This is a genomic window from Helicobacter pylori (assembly GCF_900120335.1).
Taxonomy (GTDB): Bacteria; Campylobacterota; Campylobacteria; order Campylobacterales; family Helicobacteraceae; genus Helicobacter; species Helicobacter pylori_BU.
On record NZ_LT635477.1, the window covers coordinates 683,693 to 708,711 of the forward strand.

Sequence of the window (25,019 nt, forward strand, 5' to 3'; positions counted from 1 at the left end):
AAGAAAAACCATGAAAAAAGCCCTCTTACTAACTCTCTCTCTCTCGTTTTGGCTCCACGCTGAAAGGAACGGATTTTATTTAGGTTTAAATTTTGCAGAAGGAAGCTATATTCAAGGACAAGGTAGCATCGGCGAAAAAGCTTCAGCAGAAAACGCCTTAAATCAAGCGATCAATAACGCAAAAAATTCATTATTCCCTAACACAAAAGCCATAAGAGATGCACAAAACGCCTTAAATGCAGTGAAAGATTCAAACAAAATCGCTAACCGATTCGCAGGAAATGGCGGGTCGGGCGGTATTTTCAATGAACTCAGCTTGGGGTATAAATATTTTTTGGGCAAAAAAAGGATTATAGGGTTTAGGCACTCTCTTTTTTTCGGTTACCAACTTGGTGGTGTTGGTTCTGTTCCTGGCAGCGGTTTAATAGCTTTTTTACCCTATGGTTTCAATACGGATTTGCTCATTAATTGGACCAACGATAAGCGAGCGTCCCAAGAATACGTTGAACGAAGGGTAAAAGGGCTCTCTATATTTTACAAAGATATGACCGGCAGAACGCTAGACGCTGATACATTAAAAAGAGCGTCAAGGCATATAATCAGAAAATCTTCAGGGCTTGTGATTGGCATGGATATAGGGGCTAGCACTTGGTTTGCAAGCAACAATCTCACCCCTTTCAATCAAGTCAAGAGCCGCACGATTTTTCAGTTACAAGGGAAATTTGGCGTTCGTTTTAGTAGTGATGAATACGATATTGATCGCTATGGCGATGAAATCTATCTTGGGGGTTCTAGTGTTGAATTAGGGGTTAAAGTGCCAGCGTTTAAAGTCAATTATTATAGCGATGATTATGGGGATAAATTGGATTATAAAAGAGTGGTGAGCGTTTATCTTAACTATACATATAACTTTAAAAACAAACATTAAAAATGCGCTTTTTACCGCTCTTTGATTGTTTGTCTTAAAAAATGCTTTTGAGTATTTTTACCAACGCTTTATTGAAACAAAGCTTTAGCTTGAAACTCTTCAAAGCCTTTTTTCCTCAATTGGCATGCCGGGCATTTATCGCAGCCATAGCCATAAGCATGCAAAATCTTTCGCTCTCCTTGATAGCAGGTGTGCGTTTCTTTGATGATCAAATCTAAAACCCCTAAATCTTTAGCCATTTGAAATTCTTGTGCTTTACTTAAAAACATTAGAGGCGTTACAATTTTAATCGCTGTGTTTGAGCCTAAATTTAGGGCATGCTCGATGCTTTTAATAAAATCTTCTTTACAATCCGGATAGCCGCTAAAATCCGCTTGCGAAACCCCTAAAGCGATGTTACTAGCCCCTAGTTTTTGTGCGTAAGAATGCAAAAGGGTGATAAAAATGGCGTTACGATTAGGCACAAAAGAGTTGGGCAAATCTTTATTTTGTGCATGCGAATGCCCCATTAAATCGTTAGAGTTTTTAAAAAGCGCGGAGCGAGTGATATTCTCTAAAAAATCTAATGGGATGATTTCATAAGGGAGTTGTAAAAGAGAAGCGATTTTTTGAGCGCATTCTAATTCCACAGAGTGTTTTTGCGCGTAATCAAACCCCACTAAACAGACTTTTTTAAAACGCTTTTTCGCCCACACGGCTAAAGTGGTGCTGTCTTGCCCGCCGCTAAAACCGATCACGCAAATTTCTTGTTCCATCAAAATTCCTTAAAAATTCTAAAAAGATATAATAACACAAAGAAATTTTAAGAGTAAAAAGCGTGTTTGAGTTGGAAGAAGGATTAAAAGAATTGTTTGACATTTATGAAAAATCCCCCTATGAGCTTTACTTGGTAGGGGGGTGCGTACGCGATTGTTTGATGGGCATTACCCCTAAAGATTACGATTTGACCTCAAACGCTTTAGTGAGTGAAAGTAAAGAGCTTCTTTTAAAGTGCCATTTTAGGGTGCTAGAAACCGGTATCAAACATGGCACGATCACGGCTCTTAAAAACCATCAAAGCTATGAAATCACAACTTTTAGAATGGAAAAGGGGCATATCAAACACCGAAAGCCTAAAGAATTGGTTTTTAGCGCGCGTTTAACAGACGATTTAAAGCGGCGCGATTTTAGCATGAATGCGATCGCTTATAGCCCTACAAAAGGGATTATTGATCCTTTTAAAGGGCGAAGCGCGATTGAAAATCAAACGATTGAATGCGTGGGGGGAGCGCGATTGAGGTTTTTTGAAGACGCTTTAAGGATTTTAAGAGCGCTGCGATTCAGCGCGACTTTAGGCTTTAAGATAGCAGCAAGCACCAAAAGAGCAGTTTTTGCGTGTAAGGATTTGTTAAAACACCTTTCTAAAGAGCGCTTACAAAGCGAATTGAATAAGCTTCTTATGGGGAAAAACGCCTATGAAGTGGCTAAAGAATATCAAGAAATTTTAGAGTTGGTTATTCAAGAAAAAATAGAAAATTTAGGGTTTTTAAAAAACGCGCCTTTGAATCTGGAATTAAGATTATTGGGGTTTTTTAAAGATCAAAAAAGTTTAGAAAATTTACGCTACCCTAAAAAAACTTGTGTTTTATTTTCCAAAGCTAAAGAATGCCATAAAGCTTTTTTTAATATTCATAGCAAAACAGGATTGAAGTTTTTATTGAAAAACTACGATTTAGAGCCTTTTAATCTGGCTTTAGATTTTTATGCGCTAGAAAACCCCAAACATGCTTTAAAAATCAAAGGCTTGTTAAAAGAAATATTTGATTCTAACGAGCCTTTTAAAAAAGAACACCTAGCCCTTAAGGGCGGTGCGCTTCAAAGCTTGGGTTATCAGCACCAAAAAATCGGCGAAATTTTAAACGCATGCTTAAATTCAGTCATTGAAAATCCTAAAAACAACGCTTTAGAATGGCTGATTGAGTGGGTTAAGGGTCATTATTTACCTAATGATGCTATAAATCTTTCGCCAATAAGGCAAAAAAATTAAAAATTAAAAACGGAAAAAACATGATAACGATGAATGCGATTCAATGGCCTAAGAAATGGATTCCAGGAGAGACTGATAATTTCGTGTCCAATGAAGTCATTGTCAAAGGTTTGGATTTTAATAAAGTGGTGCAGCATTTAAGAGACGCGTCTCATTGGGAAAAGTATTACAAAAACTCAGGGAATATCCACATGCACAATCAAGACAATACCATTCTTAAAGACAAGACTCGTTTTTGTTTTGAGACTTTTGGCTTTTTGGTGGAAGCAGAAGTGGAAGAGTTTGAATTGAAAGACGCTATACTGCGTTTGGCTTGGAGAGGTTGGAATGAAGCTAAAGGCGATGAGTATCTTGAAGTGTATCACGCATGGCTAGTTGAAAAATTAGACAATGATCGTGTGCGTATTTTAACCCAAGAAAGCCAATCAGGAGTCCCTGCTAAAGCTTTAGCGGAATCTGTGCCTAATGCGATGTTGAATGGCCATCAAGCTTGGTTAGATGGTTTAGTGGCGTATTCACGCTAATTAAGGAGAATTGAATGAAAATTGGATGGATTGGATTAGGGGCTATGGGGACTCTTATGGCGACTCGTTTGCGCGATGCGGGGTTAGAAGTGTCGGTTTATAACCGAACAGAGAGCAAAGCAACCCCCTTAAAGGAAAAAGGCGTAGCGGTTTATACTAGTCTCATAGATTTGGCCGCTAAAGTTGATCTGATTTTTATCATGCTTTCGGATAAAGCGGCGATTGATGCTGTTTTATCGCCAGAATTTTGGGAACAAATGTCTAAAAAAATCGTGGTGAATATGAGCACTATCGCCCCTTTGGAAAGCTTATCTTTAGAAAAAATCGCTCAAAAGCATCAAGCAACTTACCTTGAAGCGCCCGTTTCGGGATCGGTTGGCGCGGCCAAAGCCGGGGCTTTATTGATTTTAGCGGCAGGTGATGAAGAAGTTATCTCTAAACTCAAACCTGTTTTGGCGCATTTGGGGAGTCAAACCTTTTATTTGGGTAAGATTGGTCAAGGGACAGGAGCTAAACTATCCATTAATAGCCTTTTGGCTCAAATGGGGGTCGCTTATTCAGAAGCTTTGCTGTTAGCCAAACGTTTAGGGGTTGATGCAGAGTCATTTTTGCAAATTATTGGCCAATCTGGCATGAATTCGCCTCTCTTTCAAGCTAAAAAAGGCATGTGGTTGCAAGATAATTATCCGGCCGCTTTCAGTTTGAAGCTTATGGCTAAGGACATTCGCTTAGCCAAAAATGAAGCAGGAGAGGCGATGAAGTTGCCATTCTTATTTCAAGCAGAAGAGCTTTATTCTCAAGCAGAAAAATCCGGTTTAGGCGGATTGGATATGGCAGCCGTTTATCATTATTTAGAAAAAGGAGAACATTAAAATGGACAGAGAACAAATTATTGCTTTACAACACCAACGATTCGCTACGAAAAAATACGATCCCAATCGCCGTATTTCTGAAAAAGATTGGGAAGTTTTGGTTGAAGTGGGGAGGTTAGCCCCTTCTTCAATCGGGCTTGAACCATGGAAAATGCTTTTATTGAAAAATGAACGCATGAAAGAAGATTTAAAACCGATGGCATGGGGGGGCTTTCTAGTTTAGAAGGAGCGAGCCATTTTGTCATTTATCTTGCGCGAAAAGGCGTTACTTATGATAGCGATTACGTTAAGAAAGTGATGCATGAGGTTAAAAAAAGGGATTATGACACTCATTCAAGGTTCGCTCAAATCATCAAAAATTTCCAAGAGAATGATATGAAATTGACTGACGAACGATCCTTGTTTGATTGGGCTAGCAAACAGACTTATATCCAAATGGCGAACATGATGATGGCAGCGGCCATGTTAGGGATTGATTCTTGCCCGATTGAAGGGTATGATCAAGAAAAAGTGGAGGCTTATTTAAAGGAAAAAGGCTATCTGAACACGGCGGAATTTGGCGTGTCGGTAATGGCTAGTTTTGGTTATCGTAACCAAGAAATCACCCCTAAAACCCGCTGGAAGACAGAAGTTATTTATGAAGTGATTGAATAAAAACGCTTCTAGCTTTTTGATAACCAAAACATAAAAGAGCTTAGTCAAGCGGTGATCTAATGCGATCTTAAGAGGTTAGGGGATTTAGTTTGAGGGGTTGTAGGGGTGTTAAAGCGCAAAATACCCCCTATCCCTTTAAGAAAATGAGCCTTATTAAAATCTTTTATTAAAATCAAAATAACCAAAATCTTGTTTTTTAAGAAAATAAAGAACATCAAGTAAGGCTTTGAGCGTTTATCTTTGATAAAAACAGGGCCGCACTCCATAAACATAATTAAGCATTCTTTAGGTATAATCAAAAATCATTTTCTTTCATAAAGGGTTTTTATGCTTCGTTTTGCGCCTTCGCCTACAGGGGATATGCACATAGGGAATTTAAGGGCAGCCATTTTTAACTACATTGTGGCCAAACAGCAAAATAAACCCTTTCTCATTCGCATTGAAGACACGGACAAAGAGCGCAACATTGAAGGCAAAGACCGAGAAATTTTAGAGATTTTAAAGCTTATGGGGATAAGCTGGGACAAGCTCGTGTATCAAAGCCATAACATAGATTACCACAGAGGAATGGCAGAAAAATTACTGAAGGAAAATAAAGCGTTTTATTGTTATGCGAGCGCGGAGTTTTTAGAAAGAGAAAAAGAAAAAGCTAAAAATGAGAAACGCCCTTTCAGGTATTTAGACGAGTGGGCCACTTTAGAAAAAGACAAAAACCATGCCCCTGTGGTGCGTTTGAAAGCCCCTAATCATGCGGTGTCTTTCAATGATGCGATTAAAAAAGAAGTGAAATTTGAGCCTTATGAATTGGATTCTTTTGTGCTTTTGAGAAAGGATAAAAGCCCGACTTATAATTTCGCTTGCGCATGCGATGATTTGCTCTATGAAATCAGTTTCATTATTAGAGGTGAAGATCATGTGAGCAACACCCCTAAACAAATTTTAATCCAAGAAGCTTTAGGCTCAAACGATCCGATTGTTTATGCGCATTTGCCCATTATTTTAGATGAAGTAAGCGGTAAAAAGATGAGTAAAAGAGACGAAGCGTCCAGCGTGAAATGGCTTTTAAATCAAGGGTTTTTGCCGGTTGCGATCGTGAATTACCTCATCACTATCGGTAATAAAGTGCCTAAGGAAGTTTTTAGCCTTGATGAAGCGATAGAATGGTTTAGTTTAGAAAACCTTTCCAGCTCCCCAGCTCATTTTAATTTAAAATATTTAAAACACTTAAACCACGAGCATTTAAAGCTTTTAGACGATGAAACATTATTAGAACTCACTTTAATAAAAGATAAAAATCTTTTAGGGCTTTTAAGATTGTTTATAGAAGAATGCGGCACGCTTTTAGAATTGAGAGAAAAAATTTCGTTGTTTTTAGAGCCAAAAGATATTGTCAAAACTTACGAGAACGAAGATTTTAAAGAGCGTTGTTTAGCGCTTTTTAACGCCCTAAAAGGCATGGATTTTCAAGCGTATAAGGATTTTGAAAGTTTTAAAAAAGAAGCCATGCGATTGAGCCAGCTTAAGGGTAAGGATTTTTTCAAACCTTTGCGCATTCTTTTAACCGGGAACTCGCATGGCGTTGAATTGCCGTTGATCTTCCCCTATATCCAAAGCCATTCTCAAGAAGTTTTAAGGCTGAAAGCATGATCTTTTCCACTCTCCTTAACGCAGTAGCGGTGATTTTAAGCTCGCTCATTACGATTTACATGTGGGTGGTGATCATTTATTCGCTTATCAGCTTCGTGCAGCCTAACCCCAATAACCCCATCATGCAAATCCTCGCTCGCTTGTGCGAGCCGGTGTTTTATTTTTTACGCTCTAGATTCAAGCTGGTGTTTAACGGGTTGGATTTCGCTCCTTTAGTGGTGGTCATTGTGTTGAAATTTTTAGATTTAACTCTCATCCAATGGCTTTTTGCGCTCGCCAAAAGCCTCTAAAAGAAATCATGCGTTTTTTGATTTTATTTTTTATCGGTGCGCTTGGCGTTGGTTTTTCTCAAACCGAGTTGGATTTAAAGGATTTAGAAAAAAAGCCCACCGGGATCGTTAGGGATTATTATTTATGGCGTTATATTAGCGATAAAAAAACGAGTTTAGAAAACGCTAAAAAAGCCTATGAATTGACCCAAAATAAAAACAGCACCCTACAAAAAGCCATGCAAGAAAAAGGCGTAGAAAATTCAGAAAAAAGCCCTGATGTTAAATTGCCTGAAGATATTTATTGCAAGCAAATTACCCTAGAAAGCATGTTAGAAACAACAGACACTTTCCAAGCGAGTTGTATCGCTATCGCTTTAAAATCAAAAATCAGAGATTTTGATAAAATCCCCTTTCAAACCATCAAGCCCTTACAAGAAAAAATCAAAGAGGCTTACCCCGTTCTTTATGAAGAGTTAGAAATCTTGCAAAGTAAGAATGTGAGCGCTTCTTTGTTTAAGGCTAATGCGCAAGTGTTTAGCGCGCTCTTTAACCATTTGAGTTATGAAAAAAAGCTTCAAATTTTTGAAGAGCATATCCCCATTAAAGAATTAAACCGCCTTTTAGATGAAAATTACCCAGCGTTTAACCGCTTGATCTATCAAGTCATCTTAGATCCTAAATTGGATCATTTTAAAGACGCTCTGGCTAAAAGTAACGCCACCCAAAACAACGCGCAAACCTTTTTTATTCTAGGGATTAACGAAATCTTGCGCAAAAAAACTTCTAAAGCGCTCAAGTATTTTGAACGCTCAGAAGCGGTTGTTAAAGATGATGATTTTTTAAAAGACAGAGCGATTTTTTGGCAGTATTTAGCCTCTAAAAAGAAAAAAACTTTGGAGCGCCTTTCACAAAGTCCAGCCCTAAACCTCTATAGTCTTTATGCGAGCCGCAAACTCCAAACCACGCCCAGTTATCGCATCATTTCTCGCATCCAGAATTTAAGCCAAGAAGACCCTCCTTTTAACACGCATGACCCTTTTTTATGGCAAATTTTTAAGGAAAAAACCTTGAGTTTGAAAGATGAGGGCGCGTTTAATGCGATGCTAAAAAGCCTGTATTATGAAAAAAGTGCCCCTGAATTGACCTATCTTTTAAGCCAACGCAATAAAGACAAGATTTATTATTATTTATCCCCTTATGAGGGCATTATTGAGTGGCAAAATACAGATGAAAGGGCTATGGCGTATGCGATCGCTAGGCAAGAAAGCTTTTTGCTCCCGGCTTTAATCTCTCGCTCCTTCGCTCTAGGGCTTATGCAGATCATGCCTTTTAATGTAGGGCCTTTCGCTAAAAGCCTTGGCATGGATAACATTGATCTAAACGACATGTTTAACCCCAATATCGCTCTCAAATTTGGTAATTATTACTTGAACCATTTGAAAAAAGAATTCAACCACCCCCTTTTTGTCGCCTACGCTTATAACGCTGGGCCTGGGTTTTTAAGGAGGTGGTTAGAAAGCTCCAAACGATTTAAAGAAAAAAATCATTTTGAGCCATGGCTTAGCATGGAGCTTATGCCTTATAGCGAGACTCGCATGTATGGCTTTAGGGTCATGCTCAATTACTTGATTTATCAAGAAATTTTTGGGAATTTCATCCCTATTGATACGTTTTTAGAACAAACTCTTAACTCAAAGGACAAACCATGATTAAAAAATGCCTTTTTCCTGCCGCTGGCTATGGCACGCGCTTTTTGCCGATCACTAAAACCATCCCTAAAGAAATGCTGCCCATTGTGGATAAGCCTTTGATCCAATACGCTGTGGAAGAAGCGATGGAAGCGGGTTGTGAAGTGATGGCGATCGTTACAGGAAGGAATAAACGAAGCTTAGAAGATTATTTTGACACGAGCTATGAAATAGAGCATCAAATCCAAGGCACCAACAAAGAAAACGCTTTAAAAAGCATTCGTAACATTATAGAAAAATGCTGTTTTTCCTATGTGCGCCAAAAGCAAATGAAAGGCTTAGGGCATGCGATTTTAACCGGGGAAGCCCTGATAGGCAATGAGCCTTTTGCGGTGATTTTAGCCGATGACTTATGCATAAGCCATGATTATCCAAGCGTGTTAAAGCAAATGACTTCATTGTATCAAAAATACCAATGCCCTATTGTAGCCATTGAAGAAGTGGCGTTAGAAGAAGTTTCAAAATACGGCGTGATTAGGGGCGAATTGTTAGAAGAGGGTGTGTATGAGATTAAAGACATGGTAGAAAAACCAAGCCAAGAAGACGCCCCAAGCAACCTGGCCGTGATAGGGCGCTACATTTTAACCCCGGATATTTTTGATATTTTGCGTGAGACCAAACCGGGTAAAAACAATGAAATCCAAATCACAGACGCCTTACTCACTCAAGCCAAAAGAAAACGCATCATCGCTTACCAATTCAAAGGCAAACGATACGATTGCGGGAGCGTGGAAGGCTATATTGAAGCGAGTAACGCTTATTATAAAAAACGCTTATAAATCTTATCAACATGGGTAATTTGACTTATTACGCTTACATGTATTTGATCCTCTTTGTATGCTTGCTCCCTGTGTTATTGGTGGGGCTTGTTTGGAGGCTTACTCGCCCCCCTTTAAAGCAAAATATTCCTAATAAAAGCCTTTCTTTGGAAAATTTAAACGAACAAATCAAAAACCTTCAAAGCGTGCCAGCTTTAGAAAAACTGAAAAACCGCTTCAATGAGCGTTTTAAAATCTGCCCTAAAGACAAAGAAACCCTGTGGCTAGAAACGATCCAAAACTTAGTCGCTTCAGAATTTTTTGAATTAGAAGACGCTATTAATTTTGGGCAAGAATTAGAAAACGCTAACCCTAATTACCGACAAAAAATCGCTAACGCTACCGGCTTAGCCCTTAAGAATAAAAAAGAAAAAGGATAGAATTGGATTTTTTAGAGATTGTAGGACAAGTCCCTTTAAAAGGGGGGGTAGAAATTTCAGGGGCGAAAAATTCCGCGCTCCCCATTTTAGCCGCCACGCTTTTAAGCCAACAAGAAGTCAAAATCAAATCTCTGCCCCAAGTGGTGGATATAAAGGCGATGGCGTTATTGTTGCAAAATTTAGGCGCAGAATTAGAATGGCTTAATCCCCACACGCTCCAACTCAGCGCTAAATCTTTGAGCCACACCGAAGCCATTTACGATTTGGTGCGTAAAATGCGCGCTTCCATTTTGGTTTTAGGCCCACTATTAGCGCGCTTTAAAGAATGCTTAGTGAGTTTGCCCGGTGGGTGCGCTATAGGAGCTAGGCCTGTGGATTTGCACCTAAAAGCGATGCAACAATTAGGGGCTGAAATCAAAATTGAGCAAGGCTATATCCATGCAAAAGCCCCTAAAGGCTTGAAAGGGAATGATATTTTATTTGATAAAATCAGCGTTACAGGCACAGAAAACGCCCTCATGGCAGCAAGTCTTGCTAAAGGGATCACGCGCATCATTAATGCGGCTAAAGAGCCAGAGATCGCTCAATTGTGCGCGTTTTTACAGAGTGGGGGGGTAGAAATTGAGGGCATTGGCAGCAGCGAGCTAAAGATTAGGGGGGTAGAAAATGACGCTTTGAATTTAAAAGACATTCAAATCATACCCGATAGGATTGAAGCAGGCACTTATTTGTGCGTGGGGGCTATCACTAACAGCCAGCTTAAAATCAATCATATCATCCCTAACCACATTCAAGCGATCACCGATAAGCTCATAGAAATTGGTTTTTCGCTAGACATTCAAGAAAATTCTATAGAAATTTATCCGGCTAAAAAACGCCAAGCCTTTGAAATCACTACGAAAGAATACCCGGGCTTTCCCACAGACATGCAAGCGCAATTCATGGCGTTAGCCACGCAGTGTTTGGGGACTAGTATCATTGAAGAAACGCTTTTTGAAAACCGCTTCATGCATGCAAGCGAATTGCAACGCTTGGGGGCTAATATCAGCCTAAAAACGAATGTGGCTACCATTAGCGGATCCACAGAGCTTACCGGAAGCGATATGATGGCGACGGATTTAAGGGCTTCTTCGGCTCTCGTTTTAGCCGCTTTAGTGGCTAAGGGGGTGAGTAGGGTGCATAGGATTTACCACTTGGATAGGGGTTATGAGAGATTAGAGGATAAAATCAACGCTTTAGGGGCAAAAGTGTTGCGTTTAAAAGAAAAATAATCCAAGATTTGGTTACAATAGCTAGAATATTTTTCAATTATTACATAAGGAGCTTTTATGCGTATTGAGCATGATTTCATTGGGCAAATGGAAATTAGCGACGAGGTTTATTACGGGATCCAGACTTTAAGGGCGAGTGAAAATTTTTTCATCACCAACGACAAGCTTTGCAGTTATCCTGTTTTTATTAAATCTTTTGCTCAAGTCAAAAAAGCGGCCGCTTTAGCGAACGCGCAATTAGGCTTGATTGATGAAAAGCTTAAGATTGCGATTTGCCATGCGTGCGATTTGTTGGTTGATGGCAAATACCATGATCAATTCATTGTGGATATGATTCAAGGGGGGGCTGGCACAAGCACGAACATGAACATGAATGAGGTGATTGCTAATTTGGCTTTAGAATACATGGGGCATCAAAAGGGCGAGTATCAATTTTGCCACCCAAACGACCATGTCAACCGCTCTCAATCCACTAATGACGCTTATCCTAGCGCGTTAAAAATTGCGATTTATGAGCGCTTGAGCAATCTAGTTGCCCCCATGAAAGCTTTAAGGGACGCTTTCGCTCAAAAGGCTAAAGAATTCGCTCATGTGATTAAAATGGGGCGCACCCAGCTTCAAGACGCTGTGCCTATGACTTTAGGGCAAGAGTTTGAAACTTATGCCTTGATGGTTGATAGGGATATTGAGCAGGTTTTAGACGCTAGGAATTGGGTAAGAGAGCTTAATTTAGGCGGCACGGCTATTGGCACAGGGATCAATTCGCACCCGGATTATCGCAGTTTGATTGAAAAGAAAATCCAAGAAGTAACGGGCCGCCCCTTTGTCATGGCTAATAACTTGATTGAAGCCACTCAAAGCACCGGGGCGTATGTGCAAGTGAGCGGGGTGTTAAAGCGTATTGCGGTGAAACTTTCTAAGGTTTGTAACGATTTGAGGCTGCTCAGCTCAGGCCCTAGAGCCGGGTTGAATGAAATCAATTTGCCTAAAATGCAGCCGGGCAGCTCTATCATGCCCGGTAAAGTCAATCCGGTGATCCCTGAAGTGGTCAATCAGGTGTGCTTTGCGGTGATTGGGAACGATTTGAGCGTGGCGTTAGCCGCAGAAGGAGGGCAATTGCAACTCAATGTGTTTGAGCCGGTTATCGCTTACAAGCTTTTCCATTCCTTTGTGATTTTAGGGCGCGCGATTGAAACTTTGACGACTAAATGCGTGGAAGGCATCACGGCTAATGAAAAGATTTGCCACGATTATGTCTTCAACAGCATTGGCATTGTTACCGCACTAAACCCTCATATCGGCTATGAAAAATCCGCTATGATCGCTAAAGAAGCCTTAAAAAGCGATCGCTCTATTTATGACATCGCTTTAGAAAAGAAAATCTTAACTAAAGAGCAACTGGACGATATTTTCAAGCCAGAAAACATGCTAAGCCCTCACGCTTTCAAAAAGCATAAAGACTGAACGCTTTGCAACACTCACGCCTTCAAACTTTACGCTCCCTTTATATGGAGCGTCTTTTGGGCGAAACTTATACGGATATTAGCCTTACCAAGCCCCAAAATAAGCCCCTTAACAAACAAGTTCATGAGGGCATAGAAAATTGCAATCTGTGCAAACGCCACCAACATTCAAAACCGGTGATCGGGCTTTTTAACCCCACTTCCAAGCTCGCTTTCATCACGCTCACCCCCATGCTGGATAGCCAATTACATTTCTTAAACAATTTAAAAGCGGCCATGTTAGAGAGCATTATCCAAAAGGTTTTTAACTACCCCTTAAAAGATTGCAGTATTTTATCGCTTCTTAAATGCGACTCTAACAGCCTCAATTTAGAAGAAGAAATCAACGCATGCCTGCCTCATTTAACATGGCAATTAGACAACAGCGCTTCAAAAGTCATTGTGGTATTTGGCGAGGTTTTGCCTAAACGCCTTTTAAACCTTTCTAAAGAAGAATCCTTTGGGCGCATCGTGTCTTTAAAAACCAAACATTTTTTAAGCACCTACGCTTTAAAAGACATGCTCAAAAACCCCACGCTCAAAAAAGAAGCGTTAGCGCATTTTAAAATAGCGCTCCAATTCCTCAATCAGTCTTAAAATACGCCTTATTTTTTAACCAACTTTCTTACAGCGCGCAACAAAGGTAAGGATTTTTGATAAGCTTTGCGATAGATTTTAAAAGTGGTGTTTTGAGAGAGTTCCAATAAAGGCGAAGCGTTTTGTAAAAGGCGATCATAATTAACCCTCAAATCATCATAATTAACCCTCAAATCATCATAATTAACCCTCAAATCATCGTAATTAACCCTCAAATCATCATAATTAACCCTCAAATCATCGTAATTAACCCTCAAATCATCAATAGATATTAACGGCTCATTCAAATCACGATAGAAAACAAAAGGGTTATTGTGATAGATCGTGTCGTTTTCTAAAATCGTTTTAAAAAAATCCAGGATTTTTTTAAAACTCAAATCTTGGTAAAAGTAAGCTTTCCCATCAATTTCATTTAAAGGGTTTTCATAGAGCATGTCTAAATAAGCGTTTGGGTGCGTGTGCAAGTACCTCACGTAATCAATCGCTTCATCAAAATCTTTAAAATCACAAACGTTCACAAAACTTTTAGGGTTAAAGTCTTTCGCCACGCTAGGACTCCCCCAATAAATAGGAATGGTGTGGCTGAAATAAGCGTCAATGATTTTTTCAGTAACATAGCCATAGCCTTGAGTGTTTTCAAAACACAGATTGAATTTGTATTGGCTTAAAAACTCGCTTTTGTTTTTGACGTTATAGCCTAAAGTGTTTCTCACGCTCCCTCCCCCAGTAACTGGCTCAATAGAATTTAAAGCGTCATAGAAAGCGTTCCTTATAGGAGCGTTAGGGTTGCTTGCGACAAAGCTCGCAAACCCTCTTTTCAAAGGATCGCTCTCATCATTCACTACTGCGCATAAATGGGGGTGTTTTTCTTTAAAATGATGGGAGGGCTTTTTTAAAGTATAAAGGCTGTTGTCTTTGAGTTTGTAGGGCGCGGTGGTGTCATTCACGCTCTCGGCTTTGTAATGCAAGCTAGCGTAATATAAAGGCATTCTCAAATAACGATCTCTAAAATCCAATTCATCAAAGCCTATGGCGTAATCAAAGAGGTTGAAATTAGGGACTTCGTTTTCACCGGTGTAAAACACCCTTTTAGTGTTTTGATAAAAGAGAATTTTTCTGGCTGATCCAATAGGACTGCCAAAGACAAGATCGGAAAATTCGTTGGGGTTTTGGTGGAGGGTGATTTTGTAGCGTTGGCTTAAGATGAAATACAAGATAAAACGCCTAAACCCTTTGCTTTCTCTTTTATCCAAAGGCCACCAATTGGCTAGGGCTATATTTAATGGGGGCTTATAATCGGTTTCATCTAAACGGGTGCTGTCTGTATAAGCGTCTAATAAGGGCTGGAACATGATTATCCTTTTAAAGGAATTTTACAAAAAAATTTTTTTAAATCAAAGGCTTGATTAGGGCTAAATTAGGCTCATCAATGCAATGCGTGGCGTGCTGTTTTAGGATTTCTTTAGCGTTGAAAGCGATTTTAATGTGGGCATGTTTGAACATGCTCAAGTCATTCGCTCCATCGCCCACGACTAAAGTGCGATCTTTACTGATATTTAATAAGCGTTGTAGGGCGAGAAGCATTTCGCCCTTAGAGTGTGAAAACATCATATGCCCGGTAATCAAGCCGTTTAAGGCGTTATTTTCCACGATCAGCGTGTTACTGAAAGCCGCATCTAAATGCAATAAATCCCTGTAATGATTGGTCGCTAGATCAAAGCCTCCGCTAAAGCAAACCACTTTGTAATTTTTCTCTTTTAAGGCGCTAATGAGTTCAAACGCCCCTTCAAATAAAGGCAGACTTTCACAAACTTCTTTGGCTAGTTTTAAAGGCATGTTTTTGAGTTTAGAAACCCTTAAAATGAGACTTTTATGAAAATCTGTCTCGCCATTCATAGCTTTCAAAGTGATCTCTCTCACTTCATCAAACACCCCCCACGCTCTCGCTAAAGACTCAATCGTCTCAGCATTGACTAGCGTGGAGTCAAAATCAAAAACGGCTAGTTTTTGCACTCAATACCCTAAAATTAAGATTTCCTGCTTTTAGCGATCCCTTTGACATACTGATCAGCCAAATACAAGCCATGGTTTTCATTACCAATCAACTCAATTTTATCCAAAATATCCTTGAAAAGCACTTCTTCTTCATGCTGTTCAGCCACATACCATTGCAAGAAATTGAAAGTCGCATGATCTTTGCTTTTTATGGCGTGATCGACGATATTATTAATAGACTCGCTGATGTGTTGCTCATGTTCATAAGCTTTTTGGAAAATTTGAGTCAAACCTTCAAACTTATGCTCAGGCGCGCTGATGCTGGTCAATTGCACAGGCACATTGTTTTCATTCAAGAAGATGATGAGCTTTTTAGCATGCTCGTATTCTTCAGCCGCATGGTCAAACAAGAAAAGTCCTGCACCGTCTAAGCTATGGGTATAGCACCAAGAACTCATGCTCATATACAAGTTGGAAGAGTTCATTTCCTTATTCACTTGTTCGTTTAGCAACTTAATGATGTCTTTTGATAACATAAGTATCTCCTTTGTGTTGGTTTAAGTTGTCCCATAATTATAGCATAAATGATAATGAAAAAGTAAACAAGAGTATGAAAATTTTTAAAAACTTGCAAAAAATGAGAAAGAACGCCAGCTAATCCCCTAATAGAGCTTAGATTTTATCATAAAAGTGCTTTTAATGAGAATTAGGTCAAAAAAAGGGGTTGGTATCAATAGGGGGGTTAAGGGGTTAAAAGGGAATATTTTTATACAATCAATAAAAAGCATTCTTCAATCTAAAAATGCTACAATGTTTATCTTTAAAATGAAAGGCAATTTAACCATGGACTTTTTAGAAAAAGTATTAGACAATCAGGTTACTGAAAGTGAAGAGTTAGTGAAGCTTTATGATTATGATTTATACACGCTAGGGGAAGCAGCGGATCAAATGCGCCAAAACATGCACCAAAAAATCGTGTATTTTAATGTCAATAGGCATTTAAACCCTAGCAATATTTGCGCGGACGCTTGCAAATTTTGCGCTTTTTCAGCCCACAGAAAAAACCCTAACCCTTATGAAATGAGCTTAGAAGAAATCCTAGAAAAGGTTAAAAATTCCTACAACAAGGGGATTAAAGAAGTCCATATCGTGAGCGCGCATAACCCTAACTACTCTTATGAGTGGTATTTAAAGGTATTTGAAACCATCAAACAAGAAATGCCCAACTTGCATTTAAAGGCCATGACCGCTGCAGAAGTGCATTTTTTAAGCACCAAATTCAACAAACCTTTTGAATTGGTGTTAGAAGACATGCTCAAAGCCGGGGTGGATTCCATGCCAGGTGGGGGGGCGGAGATTTTTGATGAAGAAATTAGGCGTAAAATCTGTAGTGGTAAGGTGGGCTCTTCTCGGTGGTTAGAAATCCATGCTTATTGGCACAAATTAGGCAAAATGAGTAACGCTACCATGCTTTTTGGGCATATTGAAGATAAAATCCACCGCATCGATCACATGTTAAGGATCAAAAAAACTCAAAGCCCTAAAAATAAAGTAGAAAATAAAGAAGGGGGCTTTAACGCATTCATTCCCTTGCTGTATCAAAAAGAAAACAATTATTTGAAAGTGGGAAAATCCCCTAGCGCGATAGAAATCCTAAAAACCATCGCCATATCCCGCATTCTTTTAAACAATATCCCCCACATTAAAGCTTATTGGGCGACTTTGGGCTTGAATTTGGCTTTAGTGGCTCAAGAATTTGGCGCTAACGATTTGGACGGCACGATAGAAATAGAGAGCATTCAAAGCGCGGCTGGCGCGAAGAGCCGGCATGGTTTAGAAAAAGAAGATTTGGTATTTAAAATCAAGGATTCTGGCTTTGTTGCGGTAGAAAGGGATAGTTTGTATAATTTTATACAAAAATTTTAATGATTTTTAGCGTTTTTAAGAATGATTAGTTATAATAACGCTACTAACAACACTCGAGCTAAAATCTATTAAGGAAATCAGTATTAAAAAATTTATTCTATCTTCTCTTGTTTTCGCATGTATCAATACCGGCGTTGAAGCTTTAGAAAATGACGGCTCTAAACCAAACGATTTGGCTTCTCCAAAAGAAACCTCAAAAGAGGCTCAAAAAAGTGAGACTCAAAAGAATGAAGCTCAAAACGAAACCCACCAATCCAATCAAACGCCTAAAGAAATGAAAGTCAAGTCCATTTCTTATGTCGGGCTTTCTTACATGTCTGACATGCTCGCTAATGAAATTGTAAAGATTCGCGTGGGCGATATGGTGGATTCTAAAAAAATAGACACCGCCGTTTTAGCTTTGTTCAATCAAGGGTATTTTAAAGACGTTTATGCCACTTTTGAAAACGGCATTTTAGAGTTTCATTTTGATGAAAAAGCCAGGATTGCCGGGGTAGAAATCAAGGGTTATGGGACTGAAAAGGAAAAAGACGGCTTAAAATCCCAAATGGGGATCAAAAAGGGCGACACCTTTGATGAGCAAAAATTAGAGCATGCTAAAACGGCTTTAAAAACGGCTTTAGAGGGGCAGGGTTATTATGGGAGCGTGGTGGAGGTGCGCACAGAAAAGGTTAGTGAGGGCGCGTTATTGATCGTGTTTGATGTGAATAGGGGGGATAGTATTTATATCAAACAATCCATTTATGAGGGAAGCGATAAATTGAAACGCCGTGTGATTGAATCTTTGAGCGCGAACAAGCAGCGCGATTTCATGGGCTGGATGTGGGGCTTGAATGACGGGAAATTGCGCTTAGATCAATTAGAATACGATTCTTTGCGTATCCAAGATGTGTACATGCGTAGGGGTTATTTGGACGCTCATATTTCTTCGCCTTTTTTGAAAACGGATTTTTCCACCCATGACGCTAAGCTCCATTATAAGGTCAAAGAGGGGATCCAATATAGGATTTCAGATATTTTAATAGAGATTGACAACCCGGTAGTCCCCTTAAAAACCTTAGAAAAAGCGCTTAAAGTTAAAAGGAAAGATGTCTTTAATATTGAGCATTTAAGAGCGGATGCGCAAATTTTAAAAACCGAAATCGCCGATAAGGGCTATGCGTTTGCGGTGGTGAAGCCAGACTTGGATAAAGATGAAAAAAACGGGCTTGTGAAAGTCATTTATCGTATTGAAGTGGGCGATATGGTGCATATCAATGATGTCATCATTTCAGGGAACCAACGCACGAGCGATAGGATCATTAGGAGAGAATTGTTACTAGGGCCTAAAGATAAATACAACTTGACCAAACTGAGAAATTCCGAAAATTCTTTAAGGCGTTTAGGGTTTTTCTCTAAAGTCAAGATTGAAGAAAAAAGGGTTAATAGCTCGCTTATGGATTTATTAGTGAGCGTAGAAGAGGGGCACACCGGGCAGTTGCAATTTGGGTTAGGTTATGGCTCTTATGGAGGGCTCATGCTTAATGGGAGCGTGAGCGAAAGGAATCTTTTTGGCACAGGGCAAAGCATGAGCTTGTATGCTAACATCGCCACAGGGGGGGGCAGATCTTATCCGGGCATGCCTAAAGGGGCGGGGCGTATGTTTGCGGGGAATTTGAGCTTGACTAATCCAAGGATTTTTGACAGTTGGTATAGCTCTACGATCAATCTTTATGCGGATTATAGGATAAGTTACCAATACATCCAACAAGGCGGAGGCTTTGGGGTGAATGTCGGGCGCATGTTAGGCAACAGAACCCATGTGAGCTTAGGGTATAACTTGAATGTTACCAAGCTCCTTGGTTTCAGCAGCCCTTTATACAACCGCTACTATTCCTCTGTTAATGAAGTGGTTTCTCCAAGGCAATGTTCCACGCCCGCATCGGTGATTATCAACCGCTTATCAGGCGGTAGAACTCCATTGGTCCCTGAAAACTGTTCTAATCCTGGAGCGATTACCACTTCACCAGAAATAAAAGGTATTTGGGATAGGGATTACCACACGCCTATCACCAGCTCTTTCACTCTTGATGTGAGCTATGACAACACCGATGATTATTATTTCCCTAGAAATGGGGTTATCTTTAGCTCTTATGCGACGATGTCTGGTTTGCCAAGCTCTGGAACGCTCAATTCGTGGAACGGGTTAGGCGGGAATGTCCGTAACACTAAAGTCTATGGTAAATTCGCCGCTTACCACCATTTGCAAAAATATTTATTGATAGATTTGATCGCTCGCTTTAAAACGCAAGGAGGCTATATCTTTAGGTATAACACCGATGATTACTTGCCCTTAAACTCCACCTTCTACATGGGGGGCGTAACCACGGTGAGAGGCTTTAGAAACGGCTCAGTTACGCCTAAAGATGAGTTTGGCTTGTGGCTTGGAGGCGATGGGATTTTCACCGCTTCCACTGAATTGAGCTATGGGGTGTTAAAAGCGGCTAAAATGCGCTTAGCGTGGTTTTTTGACTTTGGTTTCCTAACCTTTAAAACCCCAACTAGGGGGAGTTTCTTCTATAACGCTCCCCTCACGACAGCGAATTTTAAAGATTATGGCGTTATAGGGGCTGGGTTTGAAAGGGCGACTTGGAGGGCTTCTACAGGCTTACAGATTGAATGGATTTCGCCCATGGGGCCTTTGGTGTTGATTTTCCCTATAGCGTTTTTCAACCAATGGGGCGATGGCAATGGCAAGAACTGTAAAGGGCTGTGTTTCAACCCTAACATGGACGATTACACGCAACATTTTGAATTTTCTATGGGAACAAGGTTTTAAAATGCGCATTAACAGAGAAGAAATTTTGGATTTAATGAAAAACGCGCCCTTGAAAGAATTAGGGCAAAGGGCCTTGAGAGTGAAGCAACGCTTGCACCCTGAAAACCTGACGACTTTTATTGTGGATAGGAATATCAATTACACCAATATTTGTTTTGTGGATTGCAAGTTTTGCGCGTTCAAACGCACCCTAAAAGAAAAAGACGCCTATGTGTTGAGCTATGAAGAAATTGATCAAAAGATTGAAGAATTGCTCGCTATTGGCGGCACGCAGATCCTTTTTCAAGGGGGGGTGCACCCGCAGCTCAAAATAGACTATTATGAAAATTTAGTCAGCCATATCGCTCAAAAATTCCCCACCATTACCATTCATGGTTTTAGCGCGGTTGAAATTGATTACATTTCTAAAATCTCTAAATTGTCTTTAAAAGAAGTTTTAGAAAGGTTGAAAAACGCCGGGTTAAGCTCCATTCCAGGAGCGGGAGCAGAAATATTAAGCGATAGGGTGCGCGATGTGATCGCTCCTAAAAAATTAAGCAGCGATCGGTGGATTGAAGTGCATAGAATGGCACACCTTTGCGGGATTAAAAGCACGGCTACCATGATGTTTGGGAGCGTGGATAATGAAGAAGATGTAATAGAGCATTTACAAAGAGTGCGCGATTTGCAAGATGAAACCGGTGGCTTTAGGGCTTTTATTTTATGGAGTTTTCAGCCCAACAACACCCCCTTAAAAGAAGAAATCCCTAGCATTAAAAAGGCGAGTTCCAATCGGTATTTACGCTATTTGGCATGCAGTAGGATTTTTTTGGATAACATTCAAAACATACAAAGCTCATGGGTTACTCAAGGCTCTATGATAGGGCAGTTGGCCTTATTGTTTGGAGCGAATGATTTAGGGAGTGTGATGATGGAAGAAAATGTGGTGAAAGCGGCCGGGACGAGTTTTTGCATGAATGAAGCGGAAATGATAGAGCTTATTGAAGACATTGGGAGCGTGGCGGCTAAGCGAAACACCGCTTATGAAATCTTAAAGCGTTATCCGGCTAAAGCAAAGGTATAAAGAGCATGAAAAAAATTTTAATCACTTTATTATTAGGAGTTTTTATGGGGTTACAAGCGAGCGCTTTGACACACCAAGAAATCAATCAAGCTAAAGTCCCTGTGATTTATGAAGAAAACCATTTGTTACCCATGGGGTTTATCCATTTAGCCTTTAGGGGGGGTGGGAGCTTGAGCGATAAAAACCAGTTAGGTTTAGCGAAATTGTTCGCGCAAGTTTTAAACGAAGGTACTAAAGAGCTTGGCGCGGTGGGGTTTGCGCAACTTTTAGAGCAAAAAGCGATCAGTTTGAATGTGGATACCAGCGCAGAAGATTTGCAAATCACTTTAGAATTTTTAAAAGAATACGAAGATGAAGCCATCACGCGCTTAAAAGAGCTTTTAAAATCCCCTAATTTCACGCAAAACGCTTTAGAAAAAGTCAAAACCAGAATGTTAGCCCAACTTTTACAAAAAGAAAGCGACTTTGATTATTTGGCTAAATTGACTTTAAAACAAGAGCTTTTTGCTAACACCCCTTTAGCTAACGCAGCTTTAGGCACTAAAGAGAGTCTTCAAAAAATCAAGCTAGACGATTTGAAACAGCAATTTGCTAAGGTTTTTGAACTCAATAAACTCGTGGTGGTGCTTGGGGGCGATTTGAAAGTCAATCAAACGCTCAATCGTTTAAATAACGCCCTCAATTTCTTGCCACAAGGTAAAGCGTATGAAGAGCCTTATTTTGAAACGAGCGATAAAAAAAGCGAAAAAGTCCTCTATAAAGACACTGAACAGGCTTTCGTGTATTTTGGCGCGCCCTTTAAAATCAAGGATTTAAAACAGGATTTAGCGAAATCTAAGGTCATGATGTTTGTGCTTGGGGGGGGGTTTGGCTCTCGTTTGATGGAAAAAATCAGGGTTCAAGAGGGCTTGGCTTATAGCGTGTATATCCGCTCCAACTTTTCTAAAGTGGCGCATTTTGCTAGCGGGTATTTGCAAACCAAGCTCAGCACTCAAGCTAAAAGCGTTGCCTTAGTTAAAAAAATAATTAAAGAATTTATAGAAAAAGGCATGACGCAACAAGAATTAGACGACGCTAAAAAGTTTTTACTAGGCTCTGAGCCTTTAAGGAATGAGACGATCTCAAGCCGCTTGAACACCACTTACAATTATTTTTATTTGGGTTTGCCTTTAAATTTCAACCAAACGCTCTTGGATCAAATCCAAAAAATGAGTTTGAAAGAGATCAATGATTTCATTAAAGAGCATACCGAAATCAATGACTTGACCTTTGCTATTGTGAGCAATAAAAAGAAGGACAAATAATGCCATTTGAAGCTGTAATCGGGCTAGAAGTCCATGTCCAACTCAACACCAAAACCAAAATCTTTTGCTCTTGCTCTACAAGCTTTGGGGAAACCCCTAATTCTAACACCTGCCCTGTGTGTTTGGGCTTACCGGGAGCTTTGCCGGTATTGAATCAAGAAGTGGTTAAAAAAGCCATCCAGTTAGGCACAGCTATTGAAGCTCGTATCAACCAAAACTCCATTTTTGCGAGGAAAAATTATTTTTACCCTGATTTGCCTAAGGCTTATCAAATTTCGCAGTTTGAAGTCCCCATTGTGAGCGATGGGAAATTAGAAATTGACACTCAAGAGGGCACAAAAATCGTGCGTATTGAAAGAGCCCACATGGAAGAAGACGCCGGCAAAAATATCCATGAGGGCAGTTATTCTTTGGTGGATTTGAATCGCGCTTGCACCCCTTTATTAGAAATTGTCAGCAAGCCGGACATGAAAAATAGTGAAGAAGCCATAGCGTATTTGAAAAAGCTCCATGCTATCGTGCGTTTTATAGGGATTTCTGATGCGAACATGCAAGAGGGGAATTTCAGGTGCGATGCGAATGTGTCCATTAGGCCCAAAGGCGATGAAAAGCTTTACACGAGGGTAGAAATCAAAAACTTGAATAGCTTTAGATTCATCGCCAAAGCGATTGAATACGAGATAGAGCGCCAAAGCGCGGCGTGGGAAAGTGGGCGTTATAATGAAGAGGTGGTTCAAGAAACGCGCCTTTTTGACACCGCCAAAGGGATCACCCTTTCTATGCGCAACAAAGAAGAATCAGCGGATTACCGCTATTTTAAAGATCCGGATTTGTATCCCGTTTTTATTGATGAGAAACTTTTAAGAGAATCTCAAAAGATCAATGAATTGCCCAGCGCGAAAAAAACCCGCTACATGAAAGATTTTAACCTTAAAGAAGACGATGCGAATTTATTGGTGAGCGATCCTTTATTGGCGGAGTATTTTGAAAGCATGCTTAATCTTGGGGTTAAGGCTAAAACGAGCGTAACATGGCTTTGCGTGGAATTATTAGGGCGTTTGAAAGCCGAAGTTACTTTAGAAAATTGCGGGATTAGCGCTCATGCGTTAGGCGCTTTAGCCAAACGCATTGATGAGGGCAAGATTTCGGGTAAGAGCGCTAAAGATGTGTTAGATAGGCTTTTAGAAGAACAAGGGGGCGATGTGGATACCCTTATTGAACAAATGGGCTTGTCTCAAGTCAATGACACGGAAGCGATTGTTAAAGTCATAGAAGAAGTGTTAAAAAACAACGCCGACAAGGTGCTTGAATATAAAAGCGGTAAGGACAAGCTTTTTGGGTTTTTTGTAGGGCAAGCGATGAAAAATTTAAAAGGGGCTAATCCTAGCGTGGTGAATGCTATTTTGAAAGAGAAATTGGGTTGATGAGGAAAATTTTTTCTTATATTTCTAAGGTTCTATTATTTATTGGGGTGGTTTATGCAGAGCCTGATTCTAAAGTGGAAGCCTTAGAAGGGAGGAAGCAAGAGTCTTCTTTGGATAAAAAAATCCGCCAAGAATTGAAGAGTAAGGAATTAAAGAATAAGGATTTGAAAAATAAAGAAGAAAAGAAAGAAACAAAAGCCAAAAGAAAGCCCAGAGCAGAAGTCCATCATGGGGATTCTAAAAATCCCACTCCAAAGATCACGCCTCCTAAAATCAAAGGGAGTAGTAAGGGCGTTCAAAATCAAGGCACACAAAATCAAGGCGTTCAAAGCAACGCGCCAAAACCTGAAAAAAAAGAGACAACCCCTCAAGCTACTGAAAAAAATAAGGGAACAAGCCCTAGCTCTCAATTCAATTCTATTTTTGGTAATCCTAATAACGCTACCAACAACACCCTTGAAGATAAGGTCGTAGGGGGCATTTCTTTGCTTGTTAATGGCTCGCCTATCACGCTGTATCAAATCCAAGAAGAGCAAGAAAAATCTAAAGTGAGTAAGGCTCAAGCTAGGGATCGTTTGATTGCGGAGCGCATTAAAAACCAAGAAATTGAGCGCTTGAAAATCCATGTAGATGATGACAAGCTAGACCAAGAAATGGCGATGATGGCGCAACAACAAGGCATGGATTTAGACCATTTCAAACAAATGCTTATGGCTGAGGGGCATTATAAACTCTATAGAGATCAGCTTAAAGAGCATTTAGAAATGCAAGAATTGTTGCGTAATATTTTGCTCACCAATGTGGATACCAGCTCTGAAACCAAAATGCGCGAATATTACAACAAACACAAGGAGCAATTCAGTATCCCCACAGAAATAGAAACCGTGCGCTACACTTCCACCAATCAAGAAGATTTAGAAAGGGCGATGTCTAACCCTAATTTGGAAGTCCCAGGGGTGAGTAAGGCCAATGAAAAAATAGAGATGAAAACCCTAAACCCTCAAATCGCCCAAGTCTTTATTTCGCATGAGCAAGGCTCTTTCACGCCCGTTATGAATGGGGGTGGGGGGCAGTTCATCACCTTTTATATCAAGGAAAAAAAGGGTAAAAATGAAGTGAGCTTCAGTCAGGCCAAGCAATTCATCGCCCAAAAATTAGTGGAAGAATCTAAGGATAAGATTTTAGAAGAGCATTTTGAAAAATTGCGCGTCAAGTCTAGGATTGTGATGATTAGAGAGTGATTTTAGATT

Annotated in this window: 23 protein-coding genes and 1 pseudogene; 19 read left to right on the plus strand and 5 right to left on the minus strand. The window is 40.0% G+C overall.

Features of this window, described 5'->3' with window-relative positions:
- Nucleotides 1-10 precede the first annotated feature (10 nt).
- A complete protein-coding gene (gene oipA, locus CS889_RS03350; protein WP_089086839.1) occupies nucleotides 11-928 on the plus strand; it encodes an outer inflammatory protein OipA in 918 nt (305 codons plus the stop codon).
- Nucleotides 929-996: 68 nt separating this feature from the next.
- Here oipA and queC read toward each other — a convergent pair whose 3' ends face one another.
- On the minus strand, nucleotides 997-1,683 hold the full coding sequence (gene queC, locus CS889_RS03355; RefSeq protein WP_089086840.1) for a 7-cyano-7-deazaguanine synthase QueC: 687 nt from the start codon (nucleotides 1,681-1,683) through the stop codon (nucleotides 997-999).
- Between the two features lie 62 nt (nucleotides 1,684-1,745).
- Between queC and CS889_RS03360 the strand changes: the two genes are divergently transcribed.
- From CS889_RS03360 to frxA, 4 genes and pseudogenes are all read left to right on the plus strand, one after another.
- On the plus strand, nucleotides 1,746-2,954 hold the full coding sequence (locus CS889_RS03360; protein ID WP_231899361.1) for a CCA tRNA nucleotidyltransferase: 1,209 nt from the start codon (nucleotides 1,746-1,748) through the stop codon (nucleotides 2,952-2,954).
- 20 nt (nucleotides 2,955-2,974) lie between these two features.
- Nucleotides 2,975-3,478, plus strand: coding sequence for an SRPBCC family protein (locus CS889_RS08445; protein WP_231899362.1), 504 nt, complete (start codon nucleotides 2,975-2,977; stop codon nucleotides 3,476-3,478).
- 14 nt (nucleotides 3,479-3,492) lie between these two features.
- Nucleotides 3,493-4,350 (plus strand): NAD(P)-dependent oxidoreductase, encoded by an 858-nt coding sequence (locus CS889_RS03365; protein WP_089086841.1) that lies wholly within the window; start codon nucleotides 3,493-3,495, stop codon nucleotides 4,348-4,350.
- 1 nt (nucleotide 4,351) lies between these two features.
- A pseudogene (frxA, locus tag CS889_RS03370) lies at nucleotides 4,352-5,004 on the plus strand (NAD(P)H-dependent flavin oxidoreductase FrxA).
- Nucleotides 5,005-5,060: 56 nt separating this feature from the next.
- Here frxA and CS889_RS03375 read toward each other — a convergent pair.
- On the minus strand, nucleotides 5,061-5,270 hold the full coding sequence (locus tag CS889_RS03375; RefSeq protein ID WP_025449175.1) for a hypothetical protein: 210 nt from the start codon (nucleotides 5,268-5,270) through the stop codon (nucleotides 5,061-5,063).
- A 61-nt stretch (nucleotides 5,271-5,331) separates the two neighbouring features.
- Between CS889_RS03375 and gltX the strand changes: the two genes are divergently transcribed.
- Genes gltX through CS889_RS03415 form a run of 8 tightly spaced genes read left to right on the plus strand, consistent with a single transcriptional unit; the run spans nucleotide 5,332 to nucleotide 13,239 of the window.
- Nucleotides 5,332-6,651 (plus strand): glutamate--tRNA ligase, encoded by a 1,320-nt coding sequence (gene gltX / locus CS889_RS03380; RefSeq protein ID WP_089086842.1) that lies wholly within the window; start codon nucleotides 5,332-5,334, stop codon nucleotides 6,649-6,651.
- Nucleotides 6,648-6,941 (plus strand): YggT family protein, encoded by a 294-nt coding sequence (locus CS889_RS03385; RefSeq protein WP_000577980.1) that lies wholly within the window; start codon nucleotides 6,648-6,650, stop codon nucleotides 6,939-6,941. The genes gltX and CS889_RS03385 overlap by 4 nt, the downstream gene beginning before the upstream one ends.
- 8 nt (nucleotides 6,942-6,949) lie before the next feature.
- Complete coding sequence (locus CS889_RS03390) at nucleotides 6,950-8,632, plus strand: lytic transglycosylase domain-containing protein (protein ID WP_089086843.1); 1,683 nt, start codon at nucleotides 6,950-6,952, stop codon at nucleotides 8,630-8,632.
- A complete protein-coding gene (gene galU, locus CS889_RS03395) occupies nucleotides 8,629-9,450 on the plus strand; it encodes a UTP--glucose-1-phosphate uridylyltransferase GalU (protein WP_001947702.1) in 822 nt (273 codons plus the stop codon). The genes CS889_RS03390 and galU overlap by 4 nt, the downstream gene beginning before the upstream one ends.
- An 11-nt stretch (nucleotides 9,451-9,461) precedes the next feature.
- Complete coding sequence (locus CS889_RS03400) at nucleotides 9,462-9,869, plus strand: hypothetical protein (RefSeq protein WP_000527563.1); 408 nt, start codon at nucleotides 9,462-9,464, stop codon at nucleotides 9,867-9,869.
- Nucleotides 9,870-9,871: 2 nt separating this feature from the next.
- Nucleotides 9,872-11,140 carry a UDP-N-acetylglucosamine 1-carboxyvinyltransferase gene (gene murA, locus CS889_RS03405; RefSeq protein ID WP_089086844.1) on the plus strand — a complete coding sequence of 423 codons (1,269 nt, stop codon included), beginning with the start codon at nucleotides 9,872-9,874 and terminating at the stop codon, nucleotides 11,138-11,140.
- Between the two features lie 57 nt (nucleotides 11,141-11,197).
- Complete coding sequence (gene aspA, locus CS889_RS03410) at nucleotides 11,198-12,604, plus strand: aspartate ammonia-lyase (RefSeq protein ID WP_001217501.1); 1,407 nt, start codon at nucleotides 11,198-11,200, stop codon at nucleotides 12,602-12,604.
- Nucleotides 12,605-12,648: 44 nt separating this feature from the next.
- A complete protein-coding gene (locus CS889_RS03415) occupies nucleotides 12,649-13,239 on the plus strand; it encodes a uracil-DNA glycosylase family protein (protein WP_089086845.1) in 591 nt (196 codons plus the stop codon).
- An 8-nt stretch (nucleotides 13,240-13,247) separates the two neighbouring features.
- Here the strand turns inward: CS889_RS03415 and CS889_RS03420 are convergent, their stop codons facing one another.
- From CS889_RS03420 to CS889_RS03430, 3 genes are read right to left on the minus strand one after another with little or no spacing between them, the layout of a single operon-like run.
- The gene (locus tag CS889_RS03420; RefSeq protein ID WP_089086846.1) at nucleotides 13,248-14,591 is read right to left on the minus strand and encodes a glycosyltransferase family 10 domain-containing protein; all 1,344 of its coding nucleotides are present in this window, start codon (nucleotides 14,589-14,591) and stop codon (nucleotides 13,248-13,250) included.
- Between the two features lie 37 nt (nucleotides 14,592-14,628).
- Nucleotides 14,629-15,252: a phosphoserine phosphatase SerB gene (gene serB / locus CS889_RS03425; protein WP_033600341.1), complete on the minus strand. Its 624-nt coding sequence runs from the start codon at nucleotides 15,250-15,252 to the stop codon at nucleotides 14,629-14,631.
- Between the two features lie 14 nt (nucleotides 15,253-15,266).
- Nucleotides 15,267-15,770: a ferritin gene (locus CS889_RS03430; RefSeq protein ID WP_000949190.1), complete on the minus strand. Its 504-nt coding sequence runs from the start codon at nucleotides 15,768-15,770 to the stop codon at nucleotides 15,267-15,269.
- Between the two features lie 307 nt (nucleotides 15,771-16,077).
- Between CS889_RS03430 and mqnE the strand changes: the two genes are divergently transcribed.
- From mqnE to CS889_RS03460, 6 genes are all read left to right on the plus strand, one after another.
- Entirely contained in the window at nucleotides 16,078-17,160 is a 1,083-nt protein-coding gene (gene mqnE, locus CS889_RS03435) for an aminofutalosine synthase MqnE (RefSeq protein WP_001877005.1), read from the plus strand.
- Nucleotides 17,161-17,242: 82 nt separating this feature from the next.
- The gene (gene bamA / locus CS889_RS03440) at nucleotides 17,243-19,978 is read left to right on the plus strand and encodes an outer membrane protein assembly factor BamA (RefSeq protein ID WP_089086847.1); all 2,736 of its coding nucleotides are present in this window, start codon (nucleotides 17,243-17,245) and stop codon (nucleotides 19,976-19,978) included.
- Nucleotide 19,979: 1 nt separating this feature from the next.
- Entirely contained in the window at nucleotides 19,980-21,041 is a 1,062-nt protein-coding gene (locus CS889_RS03445; RefSeq protein ID WP_001873862.1) for a dehypoxanthine futalosine cyclase, read from the plus strand.
- Nucleotides 21,042-21,046: 5 nt separating this feature from the next.
- Nucleotides 21,047-22,345 (plus strand): M16 family metallopeptidase, encoded by a 1,299-nt coding sequence (locus CS889_RS03450; protein WP_089086848.1) that lies wholly within the window; start codon nucleotides 21,047-21,049, stop codon nucleotides 22,343-22,345.
- The gene (gene gatB, locus CS889_RS03455; protein WP_172825104.1) at nucleotides 22,345-23,769 is read left to right on the plus strand and encodes an Asp-tRNA(Asn)/Glu-tRNA(Gln) amidotransferase subunit GatB; all 1,425 of its coding nucleotides are present in this window, start codon (nucleotides 22,345-22,347) and stop codon (nucleotides 23,767-23,769) included. Before CS889_RS03450 ends, gatB begins: the two co-directional genes overlap by 1 nt.
- On the plus strand, nucleotides 23,769-25,010 hold the full coding sequence (locus CS889_RS03460) for a SurA N-terminal domain-containing protein (RefSeq protein WP_089086850.1): 1,242 nt from the start codon (nucleotides 23,769-23,771) through the stop codon (nucleotides 25,008-25,010). The genes gatB and CS889_RS03460 overlap by 1 nt, the downstream gene beginning before the upstream one ends.
- Nucleotides 25,011-25,019 lie beyond the last annotated feature (9 nt).